This window comes from Maribacter huludaoensis, from assembly GCF_029350945.1.
In the GTDB taxonomy this organism is placed as follows: Bacteria; Bacteroidota; Bacteroidia; order Flavobacteriales; family Flavobacteriaceae; genus Maribacter; species Maribacter huludaoensis.
Map to the genome: position 1 here is coordinate 154,324 of NZ_JARKMS010000004.1, position 15,810 is coordinate 170,133.

Annotated in this window: 11 protein-coding genes; 2 read left to right on the forward strand and 9 right to left on the reverse strand. The window is 36.2% G+C overall.

What is annotated here, in order from left to right; all coding sequences use genetic code 11:
• Positions 1–15 precede the first annotated feature (15 nt).
• The 7 genes from PXC01_RS13030 to thrA all read right to left on the reverse strand — a co-directional run bounded on the left by PXC01_RS13030 (position 16) and on the right by thrA (position 7,973).
• Positions 16–306 carry a 4a-hydroxytetrahydrobiopterin dehydratase gene (locus tag PXC01_RS13030; protein ID WP_058105510.1) on the reverse strand — a complete coding sequence of 97 codons (291 nt, stop codon included), beginning with the start codon at positions 304–306 and terminating at the stop codon, positions 16–18.
• 17 nt (positions 307–323) lie between these two features.
• Positions 324–1,151 (reverse strand): sugar nucleotide-binding protein, encoded by an 828-nt coding sequence (locus PXC01_RS13035; protein WP_276472729.1) that lies wholly within the window; start codon positions 1,149–1,151, stop codon positions 324–326.
• Positions 1,148–2,062, reverse strand: a complete 915-nt coding sequence (locus PXC01_RS13040; protein ID WP_276472730.1) for a glutaminase — start codon at positions 2,060–2,062, stop codon at positions 1,148–1,150. Before PXC01_RS13040 ends, PXC01_RS13035 begins: the two co-directional genes overlap by 4 nt.
• On the reverse strand, positions 2,063–3,148 hold the full coding sequence (gcvT, locus tag PXC01_RS13045; protein ID WP_276472731.1) for a glycine cleavage system aminomethyltransferase GcvT: 1,086 nt from the start codon (positions 3,146–3,148) through the stop codon (positions 2,063–2,065).
• A gap of 97 nt (positions 3,149–3,245) precedes the next feature.
• Entirely contained in the window at positions 3,246–4,541 is a 1,296-nt protein-coding gene (thrC, locus tag PXC01_RS13050) for a threonine synthase (RefSeq protein WP_276472732.1), read from the reverse strand.
• Positions 4,542–4,582: 41 nt separating this feature from the next.
• Positions 4,583–5,509 (reverse strand): homoserine kinase, encoded by a 927-nt coding sequence (locus tag PXC01_RS13055; RefSeq protein ID WP_276472733.1) that lies wholly within the window; start codon positions 5,507–5,509, stop codon positions 4,583–4,585.
• Between the two features lie 22 nt (positions 5,510–5,531).
• On the reverse strand, positions 5,532–7,973 hold the full coding sequence (thrA, locus tag PXC01_RS13060; protein ID WP_276472734.1) for a bifunctional aspartate kinase/homoserine dehydrogenase I: 2,442 nt from the start codon (positions 7,971–7,973) through the stop codon (positions 5,532–5,534).
• A 268-nt stretch (positions 7,974–8,241) separates the two neighbouring features.
• Between thrA and PXC01_RS13065 the strand changes: the two genes are divergently transcribed.
• Positions 8,242–9,789, forward strand: coding sequence for an NAD(P)H-hydrate dehydratase (locus PXC01_RS13065; RefSeq protein ID WP_276472735.1), 1,548 nt, complete (start codon positions 8,242–8,244; stop codon positions 9,787–9,789).
• 6 nt (positions 9,790–9,795) lie between these two features.
• Here the strand turns inward: PXC01_RS13065 and PXC01_RS13070 are convergent, their stop codons facing one another.
• Positions 9,796–10,194 (reverse strand): hypothetical protein, encoded by a 399-nt coding sequence (locus PXC01_RS13070; RefSeq protein ID WP_036155664.1) that lies wholly within the window; start codon positions 10,192–10,194, stop codon positions 9,796–9,798.
• Positions 10,195–10,400: 206 nt separating this feature from the next.
• Positions 10,401–12,953, reverse strand: coding sequence for an ATP-dependent Clp protease ATP-binding subunit (locus PXC01_RS13075; protein ID WP_276472736.1), 2,553 nt, complete (start codon positions 12,951–12,953; stop codon positions 10,401–10,403).
• 259 nt (positions 12,954–13,212) lie between these two features.
• Here PXC01_RS13075 and gyrA point away from each other — a divergent pair, with 259 nt between their 5' ends.
• A complete protein-coding gene (gene gyrA, locus PXC01_RS13080) occupies positions 13,213–15,771 on the forward strand; it encodes a DNA gyrase subunit A (protein ID WP_276472737.1) in 2,559 nt (852 codons plus the stop codon).
• Positions 15,772–15,810 lie beyond the last annotated feature (39 nt).

Below are 15,810 nucleotides of genomic sequence, written 5' to 3' on the forward strand. Positions count from 1 at the left end.
TATTTTTATCGGTTATTAAAATTCACTCTCTATTATGTCTTCAATTGTTCTTGCTAGAACAAAATCTTTTTCAGTAACGCCGTTGGCATCATGAGTGTTTAAACGAATATTTAAGGTGTTGTACACATTGCTCCAATCTGGGTGATGACCTTGGGCTTCGCATTCAAATGCAATTCTTGTCATTACAGAAAATGCTTCTTTAAAATTTTTAAATTCAAAAGTGGTTTCTATGGCTCCATCCACATATTCCCATCCGTCTAGTTGACCCAAATAGTCCGCTATTTGCTGATCCGTAAATTTTTCCATTTCTTTCATAATTGTTATTAATTTAAAACATGATGGTCAATAATTTCCTGAAAGTTAAATTGTAAATTTTTAGGTAAGGTATAGGTCTTTGGCAAAACAGCCAAATATCTATCCTCATTGGTAGTATACACCCTTTTTATAATAGGATTAAAATTACCGACACGCTCTAATATTTCTTTTATAAAATCTTCATGATGAGTAAGGTCATTGCTGCCTAAGTGATAAATACCCGTTTTATTTCTATTTATAAGGTAGTGAATTTGTTGCGTTAACTTGTCATCATTGGTAACATTCAATATCAAATTAGGAAACACTTCTACCGGTTCATTTTCTAGGATGGCCTTTTTCATATCCCTAACCCTTGGAGAACTGTTGCCAAACACCATAGGTACCCGTAGTATTGCCATTTTGTTTTTTGGTAACCTAAGTAGCATATTCTCAATTTTAATTTTAAGTCTGCCATAAATGCTTTCGGATAAAGTCTTGTCCAGTTCGTAAGATGGATACTTGCTATATGCATCAAAAACATTGGCAGAAGAAATAAAGAATATCTTGCAGTCCTCTTTTAAAACATATTCTACAATATGATTATGGGCAATGACCAAAGCGGCAAAATTTCCCCTAACGGCTGAAATGATTACTTGTGGCTTAATTTCTTCTAAAATTTCAACGATATCGTCTTCTTCAAGGTTATAATGTACAAATTGCTTGTTTGAGGAAAATGAATTCGCGGCATGGCAATAGGTACCATAGGTATCGAAATAATTACAAAGTTCCTTGTAAATTGCATTACCTATGAATCCGCTTCCGCCAAGAATCAATATTTTTTTAGAGTCTAATTTCAAAAAATAGAAAGTTCTGTATCTGTAGTTAATTTTTCTAGGGCTAGCATTCCTAATTTGGAATTCCCTTTGGCATTGAGTCCTGGAGACCATGTGGCTACACAGAATTTATTTGGTAGCAATGCTACAATGCCACCGCCAACGCCACTTTTGCCAGGCAGACCAACTTCAAAAGCAAATTCACCTGCTTCATCATAGAATCCACATGTTAGCATTATGGCATTAATACGTTTTACCTGGGATAAGGTCAAGTATGATTTGTTTCTTCTACATTTACCATGATTCATGAAAACATAGAATATATGCGTTAGTTGTGCGCAATTCATGGCTAGTGAACATTGATGAAAATAGAAGTCTAAAACAACATCTACCTCATTATTTAAATTGCCATAAGATTTTAGAAGGTTGGCAGCTGCAAAATTTCTGAACCCTGTTTTCTTTTCAGAAAGTGCTACGGTTTCATCATAATCTATTGTATTATCACCTGCAATATCCCTAACGTAGGTTAGAAAATCTTCTTTCGGGTTTTCTAATTTGGAAACCAAAATATCCGTAATGACAATTGCACCCGGATTTATTAGCGGATTTCTAGGTATTCCATTTTCAAGCTCCAATAATGATAGATGGTTAAATGGGTCGCCGGAAGGCTCTACATCTACACGTTCCCAAACATTTTCACCAATAAGGCTCAATGCCATGGATAATGTTAAAACCTTTGAGATACTTTGAATTGAAAACAGTTCATTAGAATCTCCTGCAGCATAGTCGTTCTGTTGACTATCAATAAGGTGTATACCAAAATTGTTTACATCTACTTTTGCCAATTCTGGAATATAATCAGCAATTTCTCCCCTTTCCTTCTCGTTGGATGCAGCTTCATTTATAGCGGTGAGAACACTTTGAAAATCTATCATTTATTTTTTGTAAAATGGTAATTTAACCACAGTTGCAGGCACAGCTTTCTTTCTAATTTGAATATTGATTTTACTACCTATTTCAGTAAATACAGGAGGAACGTAACCTAATCCTATTCCGGTTCCCATAGAAGGAGACATAGTACCGGATGTTACCACGCCTATGGTTTTTCCGCTACTATCTACAATATCGTAACCATGTCTAGGTATACCACGTTCATCTAATTCAAATGCTACTAATTTACGTGCTGGACCTTGTTGTTTTTCTTTTGCTAAAGCTTCAGAGTTTACAAAGTCTTTGGTAAATTTTGTAACCCATCCTAAACCGGCTTCAAACGGAGAGGTGTTGTCGTCAATATCATTTCCATAAAGGCAGTAGCCCATTTCTAGGCGTAAAGTGTCCCTTGCAGCTAATCCGATCGGTTTAATACCAAAATCAGCTCCGGCTTCAAAAACCTTGTCCCATATTTGTTTTACTTCTTCATTTTTGCAGTAAATTTCAAATCCACCAGAACCTGTATATCCTGTAGCTGAAATAATTACATTCTCTATACCGGCAAAATCAGATACTTCAAAATGATAGAATTTAATATCGGCTAAATTAATGGAGGTCAATGATTGCATAGCTTCCACTGCTTTTGGTCCTTGTATTGCCAAAAGGGAATAACCTTCGGACAAGTCTCTCATATCTGCTTTTAAATCCGCATTGTATGAAGAAATATGGTTCCAGTCCTTTTCAATGTTAGAGGCGTTTACCACCAACAAATACTGCTCTTCTTTTATTTTATATATGATAAGATCATCTACAATACCACCCGTTTCATTAGGTAAGCAGCTATACTGTGCTCTGCCAATAGTTAATTTTGAGGCATCGTTAGAAGATACTTTTTGAATCAAGGCTAACGCGTTTGGTCCAGAAATTAAAAACTCGCCCATGTGAGATACATCAAAAACCCCAACAGCATTACGTACTGTTTCATGTTCAGCATTTACACCTTCGTAAGAAACAGGCATATTATAACCGGCAAACGGTACCATTTTGGCACCAAGAGATTCGTGTGTTGTGGTAAGCGCAGTATTTTTCATTTTAGTCTATTTATTAGCGATACAAATTTATCGAAAATAAATAGAAGCAAATGTGGCTAAACCTTGAATTGGGAAAATATTATTCTTTAAGTAAGTTCTAAGATTTTAATAGAAAATCCTTGAGTCCGCCATAGGTAGAAATCTTAATTGATTTTTTAGTTTTACCCATTACTTTCTGGATTTGATAAGGGATTTCTAATTTCTCATTTAGGGTTTCTTCCACGACGTCCAAGAATTTTACCGGGTGGGCAGTTTCTAAAAAAATACCATAAGTATCAGGATATTGTTCTTGATATTTTTTCAATCCCAAGTAGCCTACAGCGCCGTGAGGATCAGCAATGTACCCTTTTATATCGTAAATTTCCTTTAAAGCATCTTTGGTTTCATTATCGTTAAACGAAAAAGAAGAAAGGTGCTCTTTCAGCTCTTCAAAATTATCTTGAAACAGATGTCTTATTCTTATAAAGTTGCTAGGGTCACCAACATCCATAGCATTTGAAATTGTCGCTGTAGAAGGTTTGGGAGTGTACTCTTTTGTAAGCATAAACTGTGGTACGGTGTCGTTCACGTTTGTAGAGGCAACAAAGTGCTTAACGGGCATACCCAATCTTTGAGCAACTAATCCTGCGCAGATGTTACCGAAGTTGCCCGAAGGAACAGAGAAAACAATTTCTTTATCTTTTGATTTTGCTTGCTTATATGCGAAAAGAAAATAAAATAATTGTGGTAACCAACGGGCTACATTTATAGAATTGGCAGAAGTCAGCTTCATATGGTCAAGAAGTTCCTTATCTAAAAAGGCATTCTTTACCATAGCTTGGCAATCATCAAAAGTACCATCTACTTCTAAAGCAGTAATGTTTTTTCCTAAAGTAGTAAGTTGTCTTTCTTGAAAATCGCTCACTTTTCCGCTAGGGTAAAGAATAACGACATTTACTCCGTCTACGCCAAGAAAACCATTGGCTACGGCACCGCCGGTATCACCGGAAGTAGCTACGAGTACGGTAACCTCATTATCGCTAGATCTAGAGAAATAACCTAGACATTGCGCCATAAAACGAGCGCCAACATCCTTAAAGGCCATGGTAGGACCGTGAAACAGTTCTAATGTAGCAATATTGGGAGTAATCTCAACTACCGGAAAAGCAAAATCCAATACCTCCTTTAATATATCTTTCAATACATCATTGGGTACAATCCCTTCTACAAATTGCTGTATTGCCTTAAATGCAATTTCTTCATTCGATAAATTTTCAATATTTTCAAAAAAAGAGCTTGATAATGGACTGATTTTCTCTGGAAAATACAAACCTTTATCAGGTGCTATACCGTTAATTACGGCAGTATCAAAGGAAACTTCGGGTGCTTTGTTGTTTAGACTATAGAATTTCAAGCTGAATATATTTTAATGTTATTTATGTACTACTGGCCAACTTATATAAGTTTTACGCCTTCCATATTAATTTTGGATATATGTATTTCATAAGCAATTCCAATTTTATCATAAACGGTTTTCATTGCATTGCCCACTTTTATTGCAGTATCGTTTCCTTTGCTAAATGCAAATATGGAAGGTCCTGAGCCAGAAATTCCAGAACCTAGGGCACCGGCATCTAGAGAAACTTTTTTAACTTCATCAAAACCTGGTATTAAGATAGAGCGAATAGGCTCTACTATATGGTCTTCAAGAGATCTGCCAATAAGTTCGTAATCTTGTTTGAATAAACCTGCCAAAAGACCGCCTACATTTCCCCATTGCTTAATTCCGGTTTCCATAGAAATAGTCGTCTTTAAAATCTTTCTAGAATCTGAAGTTTTTATTTCTATCTGTGGATGTATTACCGTTACATAAAGCTCCGTTGGGGCCGGTATTGCAATAATATCCAAAGGATCATAACTACGTACCAGTGTAAAACCACCAAAAAGGGCAGGGGCAACATTATCTGCATGGGCAACATCACTTGCCAAACGTTCACCTTCCATTGCAAATTTAACCAACTCTGTTTTGCCGAAAGGGTTGCCCAACAATTGGTTCATGGCCCAAACGGCACCCGCAGAACTTGCTGCACTACTACCTATACCGCTACCGGGTTTTATTCTTTTGTCAATTTCAATTTCAAATCCGCCATCATAATCAGACGCCAATAAAAAAGCGTTACCTGCCACACCGGCAACATTGTTCAAGGTCTCTTTTGGTAAATCTTGTCCGGTAAGTTTGGTGATCTTAATTCCTTTTTGAGGCACTTTTCTAACCACCATTTCATCACCGACCGAGTCAAGTGCAACGCCAAGAACATCAAATCCGCATGAAACGTTTGCAACAGTTGCCGGACAAAAAACTTTTATTTCGCTTTGGTTCATAATGAGACTGTTGTTGTGAAATTTAGAAGTTTCCAATACGTATTATATCCGCAAAAATACCAGAGGCTGTAACCGCTGCACCGGCACCTGCCCCTTTTATGATCATTGGTTGGTCAGGGTATCTTTCCGTATAAAAAAGAACAATATTGTCACTACCTTCTAAGTTATAGAAATCATGGCCTTTAGGTATTTCCTGAAGACCAACACTAGCCTTGCCATTATCAAATTGCGCCACATACTTTAATTTACTATTTGCATTTTCGGCGCTGGTAAATAAAGATTGAAAATGCGCTTCATGCTTTATTAAAGAAGCAAAAAATTCTTCGTTATTTTTTGTATTTAAACTCTCTTCAGGTAAAAACGGATTGTTGGTAATGTCACTAATTTCCAATTGATTTCCACTCTCGCGAGCTAAGATCAAAATTTTACGCATTACGTCAACGCCACTTAAATCAATTTTTGGATCAGGTTCCGTATAGCCTTCTTCCTGAGCTTGTTTTACCACGTCATGAAAGGTAGTTTGGTCATTAAAATTATTGAAAACAAAATTTAAACTTCCAGAAAGTACAGCTTGTATTTTTAATATTTTATCGCCAGAAGCTATTAAATGTTTAAGTGTATCAATTATAGGTAGACCGGCGCCAACATTGGTTTCAAATAAAAACGGTGCGTTATATGTTCTCGCTAAAGATTTTAAATGTGAATAGTTCTCAAATGCAGAGGAACATGCAATTTTATTACAGGTTACTACAGAAATGCTGTTGCCCAAATACTCGCTATACGTTTTAGAAACCTCTTCACTTGCAGTATTATCAACAAAAATGCTATTTCTATAGTTTAAATTATTTACCAACTCTAAGAATTTGACTTTATCGGCTTTTTCTCCCTCGGCAAGTTTTGCAGACCAATTATTTAAATCAATCCCTTTTTCATCAAAAAGCATGGTTCTTGAATTGGACATTCCTATTACTCGAATATTCAACTTTAAGTTTTCTTTCAAGAACTTACGCTGCTCCTTAATTTGCTCTAAAAATTTAGCGCCAACATTACCAACACCCATTACAAATAGGTTCAATTGTTTAATGTTCTCCTCAAAAAACTCTTCATGCAGTGCGTTAAGCGCTTTTTTGACATCCTTTTCATCTATAATACAAGAAATATTTCTTTCAGATGCACCTTGGGCAATTACTCTAATATTTACATTGTTCTTACCAAGTGTGCTGAACATTTTTCCGCTTAAACCTTGATGGCTCTTCATGTTGTCACCAACCAAAGCAACAATTGCTAAATTATTTTCAGGAATTACCTGCTTAATACGACCTCTTTCGATCTCATATTCAAAGGCTTCGTTAACTATGCTTACTGCTTTTTCAACATCATCGGCAGAAATACCTACACAGATAGAATGCTCAGAAGAAGCTTGCGTAATTAATACTACGCTAATATCAGCTTGAGAAAGTACTTCGAAAAAGCGTTTTGAAATTCCCGGAATACCTACCATGCCAGATCCTTCTAAAGAAAGCAGCGCAATATTTCCTATATGGCTTATTCCACGAACAGTCTTACCTTTTTCGTTCTTGGATTTTGTAATTAATGTTCCGGCTTCATCAGGACTAAAAGTATTCTTTATAACTATTGATATTCCTTTGGTCAATACCGGCTGAATAGTAGGTGGGTAAAGTACCTTGGCGCCAAAGTGGGACAACTCCATGGCTTCCTCGTACGAAATATGCGGAATTGCTTTGGCTTGCTTCACCATTTTAGGATTTGCGGTGTACATTCCACTAACGTCTGTCCAAATTTCTAGAACTTGGGCATCTATGGCGGCAGCGTAAATAGCGGCCGTATAGTCAGAGCCACCCCTACCTAATGTAGTAGAAATACCCTCTTCTGATGTGGCTATAAAACCAGGACATACGATTACTTGTTTGGTTGAAGCTTTAAAATAGTTGATGCAGTTTGCATTGGTTTTAGCAAAATTAACCACATTTTTACCATTAAGTTTATGTGTAACAATAAGCGATCTACTGTCTTTAAATTCAGCATCTAGTTTTTCGCTGATAAGGTATTCGCTAATGATGTATGAGGAGAGAAGTTCTCCGTAACTCACAATTTTATCTGATAATTTTGGGGTGATTTCCCCAATAAAAAAAGCACCTTCTAAAAGGGTTTCTAGCACATTGAACTCACTTTTTACTTTGCTGAGCACTTTACTTTGTGCCGTAACCGGCATCAATTCTTTTATAGTAGATAAATGTCTTTCTTCTAAAGTGTTTAAAATTTCTTTATAGGATTGATTTTGGTTAGCAGCTAATGTGCCGGCTTCCAATAATAGATCGGTAACACCTCCTAAAGCTGAAACGACCAAAATTATAGGGTCGTTGTATTTGGAGATTATATTTTTAATTTTAACTATATTTTCAGGCTTGGCTACAGATGAACCACCGAATTTTAGAACTTTCATGATGTGTAATATTGACTTTGTAATTTAAGATATGGTGTAATTAAACACGGGTACGGAGATATATAGTTTTTAACCCCAAAGGGTGAAACGCGCCGTAGCTGTACCATAAGTAATAGTAGCTGAAGTGAAATCTAATGTTATGTCTGTTATTGAGCAGTCCATAAATACTAATGGTTGAAAATCAAATGTAGTACATTTGATATCTTAATCAAATGATTCCACAATTTTTTACGGAATCGTTACTTTTTAGCTATAAAAAAAATAAAGAATGAAATTATATAGTGCAAAACAGATTTATAAGGCAGATCAAATTTCTATAAAGAAAGAAGAAATAGGTAGTAACGAATTAATGGAACGTGCTGCCATACAAGTATTTAATTGGATGCATTTGCGCATGCAAGGGGCGCCTGTTAAAATACATTTGTTCTGTGGTATAGGTAATAACGGTGGCGATGGAATAGCGCTTGCAAGACATCTTGTGGATCATGGTTACAATGTAGAAGTCTATGTTGTTAATTACAGCGAAAAGCGATCAAAGGATTTTCTGATAAATTTAGATAGACTGAAAGATCGTAAGGTGTGGCCTAATTTTATGAATTGTGATGATGAGTTACCGGTAATAGGAAGGGAAGATATAATTGTGGACGGAATTTTTGGAATAGGATTAAATAGAACTCCAGATGAATGGGTCGTTAAAGTAATTCAGCATTTAAATAATTCTCAAGCATTTATTCTTTCTATAGATATTCCTTCAGGATTATTCACCGATCAAGGACCTAAGGATTTTGATGCCATCATCAAGTCTAATTTTGTATTGAGTTTTCAAACTCCCAAACTAGTTTTTTTCTTGCCGGAAACCGGAAAGTATGTAGAACAATGGGAAGTATTGGATATTGGCTTAGATCCGGAATATTTAAGGGAAACGGAAACCGATTATGAATTAATAGGTAAGAATGAAGTCCTTACCATGTATAAACCTCGTGAGAAATACGGGCATAAGGGTACCTACGGTCATTCATTGATCATTGGTGGTAGTTATGGCAAAATGGGCTCTGTTTGTCTTTCGTCTAAAGCGGCGCTTTACTCAGGTAGTGGTCTGGTAACATCGTTTATACCTAGAATAGGTTACAATATTCTACAGACATCTTTACCGGAAGTTATGGTGTTAACTGATGTTAACGAAAAAGAACTAACGGATATTAAATATGATATAGAGCCATCTGTCATTGGGGTAGGAGTAGGTATGGGTACTAGTGAGGGCACTGTGAATGCATTATCGGCTTTCCTAAAAAGTAATGAGCAACAATTGGTGCTCGATGCGGATGCTCTTAATATTCTATCACAAAACAAAGTCTTATTAAAAGATTTACCAGGAGATGCAATTTTGACTCCGCATCCAAAAGAGCTGGAGAGATTAATTGGTAAATGGAAAGATGATTTTGATAAACTGGCAAAGGTCAAGAAATTTTCTAAAAAGCATAAATGTATCGTGGTAATTAAAGGAGCACATACTATGGTAGTTAAGAATGACAAGGGTTATGTGAATACGACCGGTAATCCTGGTATGGCAACCGCAGGAAGTGGTGATGTTTTAACGGGTGTAATTACAGGTTTGTGCGCACAAGGCTATGCTGCTTTAGATGCGGCAATATTTGGAGTTTATTTACATGGTAAATCTGGTGATATTGCTGTAGAATCTACAGGATTTCAATCTTTAACGGCCTCTCATTTAATTGAAAATATAGCTGGTGCATATTTAGATTTATTTAAAATGCCTGAACAGCCTGTTGTAGAGGAAGAAAATCAACAAAGTTGATTTTCTCTAAGAATTAACTCTTCTTTTTACCCATTTTAAGGCATTATCAAATTCAATGAAAAATTTCATTGGTTTTTTATAGAACAGTTTTTCAATCTTAAAGTTATGCATATCTATCTCTTTTACAGATACAATTGCAAAAGCTTTAAGGTTGTCTAATTGTTTAAGATAGTTATAGATGGTAGGATCTATGGCAAAGGAATTTTTGCGTAAACTGATAAAACCAAAATTTCTGTCCCTAAAATGAATCTCTGATATACCAATTATTTGATATGCTCTCTCTAAAGTTAGTGTAGCTCCCTCATCAAAAATTGATACCATGTAATTATCATATACTTGAATTTTTCCAGTTTCTAATTCGTACTCCCGCACAATTACCTTTTTCTTGGTAGATCCTAACTTCATTCTTAAATTTATTATATAGTGTGTCTGAAGCGAAAGTAAAAGGAACTCCATTTTCTAGGTAAATTTTTAGTTTAAACGCTAAAATATCGTTCGTACTGCGTATGCTTACCTAACAGTGTATTTGTATTCTTACAATAGAAAATGAATTGTACGAAAAAGGAGCCCTACAAAGGGCTCCTTTTCAAATATTAATAAAGTGGGAATACCTATGTTTTAGGTGATTCTTCTTCTGCTTTTTCAATTTTAATGGTCAATTCTTCACTTTTTTTATCCAGGTCTATGTAAATACTATCCCCTTCCTTAAGTTTAGAATTCACTATTTCTTCCGCAAGTGCATCTTCAATATATTTTTGAATTGCTCTTTTTAACGGTCTAGCTCCATACTGTTTGTCAAAACCTTTCTCGGCGATATAATCTTTAGCCTCGTCAGTAAGGTTCAAATGGTAACCAATATCTTTGATTCTCTTGAACAACTTCGCTAATTCTATATCAATGATTTTGTGAATGTCTTTTCTTTCTAGCGCGTTAAAAACGATTACATCATCAATTCTATTTAAGAATTCAGGGGCGAAAGCTTTTTTCAAAGCATTTTCTATGACACTTTTTTGATGTGCATCTTCTTGTGACTTTTTGGCAGATGTACCGAAACCGACACCCTGGCCAAAATCTTTTAATTGTCTGGCACCGATATTAGAAGTCATTATAATAATGGTATTTCTAAAATCAATTTTACGTCCTAGACTATCCGTCAAGAAACCATCATCCAATACTTGCAAAAGCATATTAAATACGTCTGGATGCGCTTTTTCAACTTCATCTAAAAGAATTACAGAGTAAGGTTTTCTTCTAACTTTTTCGGTCAGCTGACCACCTTCTTCATAACCTACATACCCTGGAGGTGCACCAACCAATCTAGAAATGGCGAACTTCTCCATGTACTCACTCATATCAATACGAATAAGTGCATCTTCAGAATCAAATAGCTCTTTTGCCAATACTTTTGCCAGTTGTGTTTTACCAACTCCCGTTTGACCTAAGAATATAAACGAACCAATTGGCTTGTTAGGATCTTTAAGTCCGGCTCTATTACGTTGTATCGCTTTTGAGACCTTTGCGACCGCGTCATCCTGACCAATCACGTTAGATTTGATAAGCTCTGGCAATCCTGCAAGTTTGTTACTCTCGGTCTGCGCAATTCTGTTGACAGGAATGCCGCTCATCATGGAAACTACGTCTGCAACATTATCTTCGCTAACGGTTTCTTTGTTGAGCTTGCTATCATCTTCCCAACGTTCTTGGGCAATGGCCAGTTCCTTTTCTAGACTTTTTTCATCGTCACGTAACTTTGCGGCTTCCTCGTATTTTTGTTTTTTGACAACGCTGTTCTTTAGCTCGCGTACATCTTCCAATTTCTTTTCCAATTCAAGAATTTGTTTTGGAACGTCCATATTTACAATGTGTACTCGAGAACCCGCTTCATCAAGGGCATCAATAGCTTTGTCCGGTAAAAAACGATCGGTCATGTACCTATTTGTCAATTTAACACAAGCTTCAATAGCTTCGTCCGTATAGGTTACATTATGGTGATCTTCGTATTTACCTTTTATATTGTGTAAGATTTCAATTGTCTCATCAACAGAGGTAGGTTCAACAATAACCTTTTGAAAACGTCTTTCTAAAGCACCGTCCTTTTCAATGTACTGTCTGTATTCATCAAGGGTAGTGGCACCTATACATTGAATTTCACCTCTTGCAAGAGCTGGTTTAAACATGTTTGAAGCATCTAAACTTCCTGTAGCACCACCTGCGCCTACAATAGTATGAATTTCGTCAATAAATAAAATGACATCATCATTTTTTTCCAGTTCGTTCATTACGGCCTTCATTCGCTCTTCAAACTGTCCACGATATTTTGTACCGGCAACTAATGAAGCTAGATCAAGGGTAACAACTCTTTTGTTATAAAGAATTCTAGAAACTTTTTTGTTGATGATCCTTAGGGCAAGACCTTCTGCAATGGCACTTTTACCAACACCGGGCTCACCTATAAGTAATGGGTTGTTCTTTTTTCTTCTACTAAGAATTTGAGAAACCCTTTCTATTTCTTTTTCTCTACCAACAACTGGGTCCAATTTATTTTCCTCTGCCATTTGGGTAAGGTCCCTACCAAAATTATCTAACACCGGGGTTTTGGATTTCTTGGTGCCTTTTTGGCTAGAAGAAGCTCCGAAAGTACTTTCTTTACCTTCATTAGCGTCTTCAGAATCACTAGGGAAAGACTCGGCCGTAGGCCCGTCAACCATATCGTCGTCGCTTGTAATCATAAATTTAAACTGTTCCTTAACTCCGTCATAATCCACCTTTAATTTGTGTAAAAGCTTCGTAGTAGGGTCGTTTTCGTTTCTAAGAATACAAAGTAATAGGTGTGCTGTGTTGATTGAGGAACTTTGAAAAAGCTTGGCTTCTAAAAAGGTTGTCTTCAATGCACGCTCTGCCTGCCTTGTTAGGTGTAAATTCTTTTTATCTTTTTGTACGCCACTGGCGTTAGGGTTAGAAGGACTAAGTATTTCTACTTTTCTACGTAGGTGTTCAAGATCAACTTCTAAAGCATCTAAAATGCTTATAGCCTTCCCGTTTCCATCTCTAAGAAGCCCTAGCATGAGGTGCTCGGTACCGATAAAATCGTGACCAAGACGCAATGCTTCCTCTTTGCTATAAGCAATTACATCCTTAACTCTTGGGGAAAAATTATCATCCATATACTATATTATCTACTATAAAATTACTAAATATGATTCAATCAATGGCAAATACCGTACCTATAATCGTTAAAGTTATTGTAAAACCCATTAAATACGGCTTTTATAGTGTCTAAATACGCTTAGAAAGTAAAAATTAACATAACTATGCCCAGTGTTAATAAAAAATAATATTATTAAATCCACTTATTCTTAAAACGCTCAGGATTTAAGTATATTGGCATGCTTTTTTACTAATTAAAAAACAGAAGATTTTAAAATGGCTGACGGTGAAAAATTGATTCCCATTAATATTGAAGAGGAAATGAAATCTGCCTACATTGATTACTCAATGTCGGTCATAGTGTCACGTGCCCTGCCAGATGTCAGGGATGGGTTGAAACCCGTGCACAGAAGAGTTCTTTTCGGAATGCATGAATTAGGAGTTAGAAGTAATAGCTCACATAAAAAATCTGCACGTATTGTTGGTGAAGTTTTAGGTAAGTACCATCCACACGGCGATACTTCGGTTTATGATGCCATGGTTCGTATGGCTCAAGAATGGAGCTTGCGTTATATGCTTGTAGATGGTCAAGGTAACTTTGGTTCTGTTGATGGTGATAGCCCTGCGGCAATGCGTTATACAGAGGCTAGAATGCGCAAGATCGCAGATGATATGCTTATTGACATTGAAAAGGAAACTGTAGATTATCAGTTGAATTTTGATGATTCTTTAAAAGAACCAACGGTACTACCTACTAGGGTGCCAAGTTTGTTGGTTAACGGTGCTTCCGGTATTGCTGTAGGTATGGCTACCAATATGCCTCCACACAATTTATCAGAGGTTATAGATGGTACGGTTGCATATATTGATAATAATGACATAGAAATAGATGAGTTAATAACACATATTAAAGCTCCAGATTTTCCTACAGGAGGTATTATTTATGGTTATGATGGTGTAAAAGAGGCTTTTCATACCGGTAGGGGGCGTGTAAAAATGCGAGCAAAAGCAACTTTTGAAGAAGTTCAAGGGCGTGAGTGTATCGTTGTTACCGAAATTCCATACCAGGTTAACAAAGCGGACATGATCAAGAAAACGGCGGATCTTGTCAATGATAAAAAATTAGATGGTATCTCTAGTATTAGAGATGAATCTGACCGTAACGGTATGCGTATTGTGTACATCTTAAAGAGAGATGCTATACCAAATATCGTTTTAAATATGCTTTTTAAGTATACGGCTTTGCAAACTTCCTTTAGTGTCAATAACATAGCTCTGGTCAATGGAAGACCGCAGTTGTTGAATGTGAAGGAGATGATACACTATTTCGTTGAGCATAGACACGAGGTTGTGGTAAGACGTACTCAGTTTGAGTTAAAGAAAGCTGAAGATCGTGCGCATATATTAGAAGGGTTGATTATAGCATCGGATAATATAGATGAAGTAATTGCCATTATTAGGGCTTCTAAAAATGCTGATGAGGCAAGAACCAACTTAATTGAAAGATTTAAATTAAGTGAAATTCAGGCCAAGGCGATCGTAGAAATGAGACTTCGTCAACTTACCGGTCTTGAACAGGACAAGTTAAGAACGGAGTATGATGAAATTATGCTTCTTATTGCCGATTTGAAAGATATTCTTGATAAGAAGGAGCGTAGAATGGAAATCATTAAAGATGAACTTCTTGAAATCAAAGATAAATATGGAGATGAAAGAAGATCTGTAATAAATATAGCGGGTGGTGATTTAAGCATGGAAGATATGATACCCGATGAGCAAGTGGTTATTACCATTTCTCACGCAGGTTATATCAAAAGAACTCCATTAAGCGAATATAAAACACAAAATAGGGGAGGAGTCGGTCAAAAAGCGTCCTCAACCAGAAATGAAGATTTTCTAGAGCATTTATTTGTAGGAACCAATCACCAGTATATGTTGTTCTTTACGCAAAAAGGAAAATGTTTCTGGATGCGGGTATTCGAAATTCCTGAAGGTAGTAGAACATCAAAAGGTAGGGCAATTCAGAACCTTATAAATATTGAGCAAGATGATAGTGTAAAAGCATTCATTTGCACGCAAGATTTAAAAGATGAAGAGTATATCAATGCGCATTATGTAATAATGGCTACCAAAAAAGGTGTTGTTAAGAAAACATCGTTGGAGCAATATTCAAGACCACGTCAAAATGGTATTAATGCCATTACCGTGCGTGATGGTGATGAATTGTTAGAAGCTAAATTAACTACAGGTTCAAGTGAGATTTTCTTAGGACTTAAATCCGGTAAGGCAATTCGTTTTGAAGAGAGCAAAACTAGGCCAATGGGTAGAAATGCATCTGGTGTACGTGGTATTACTTTGGCTAACGACGATGATGAGGTAATTGGTATGGTTAGCGTTCATAATTTTGAAGATGAAATATTAGTTGTTTCTGAAAAAGGTTATGGTAAACGTTCAAGTATTGATGATTATAGAGTAACCAATAGAGGAGGTAAAGGTGTTAAGACTATTAGCGTAACCGATAAAACGGGCGGACTAGTAGCTATTAAAAACGTTACCGATTCTGATGACTTAATGATTATCAATAAATCTGGAATTGCAATTCGTATGAGCGTAGAAGATCTACGTGTTATGGGTAGGGCAACTCAAGGTGTACGTTTGATCAATATTAAGGGTAATGACTCTATTGCTGCCGTTGCCAAGGTGATGAAAGATGAGGATGATTTGGAAGAAGCTGAAATACTTGATATTGAAGTGAAAACTGAAAATGGCACGGAGGTTGATACTAATGATGCAGAAGAGGGGACGAAAACAGAAAACCCAGATACGGAAGAATAAAAAATTAAATCTTAAACACTAATAATTAATATAATTAAA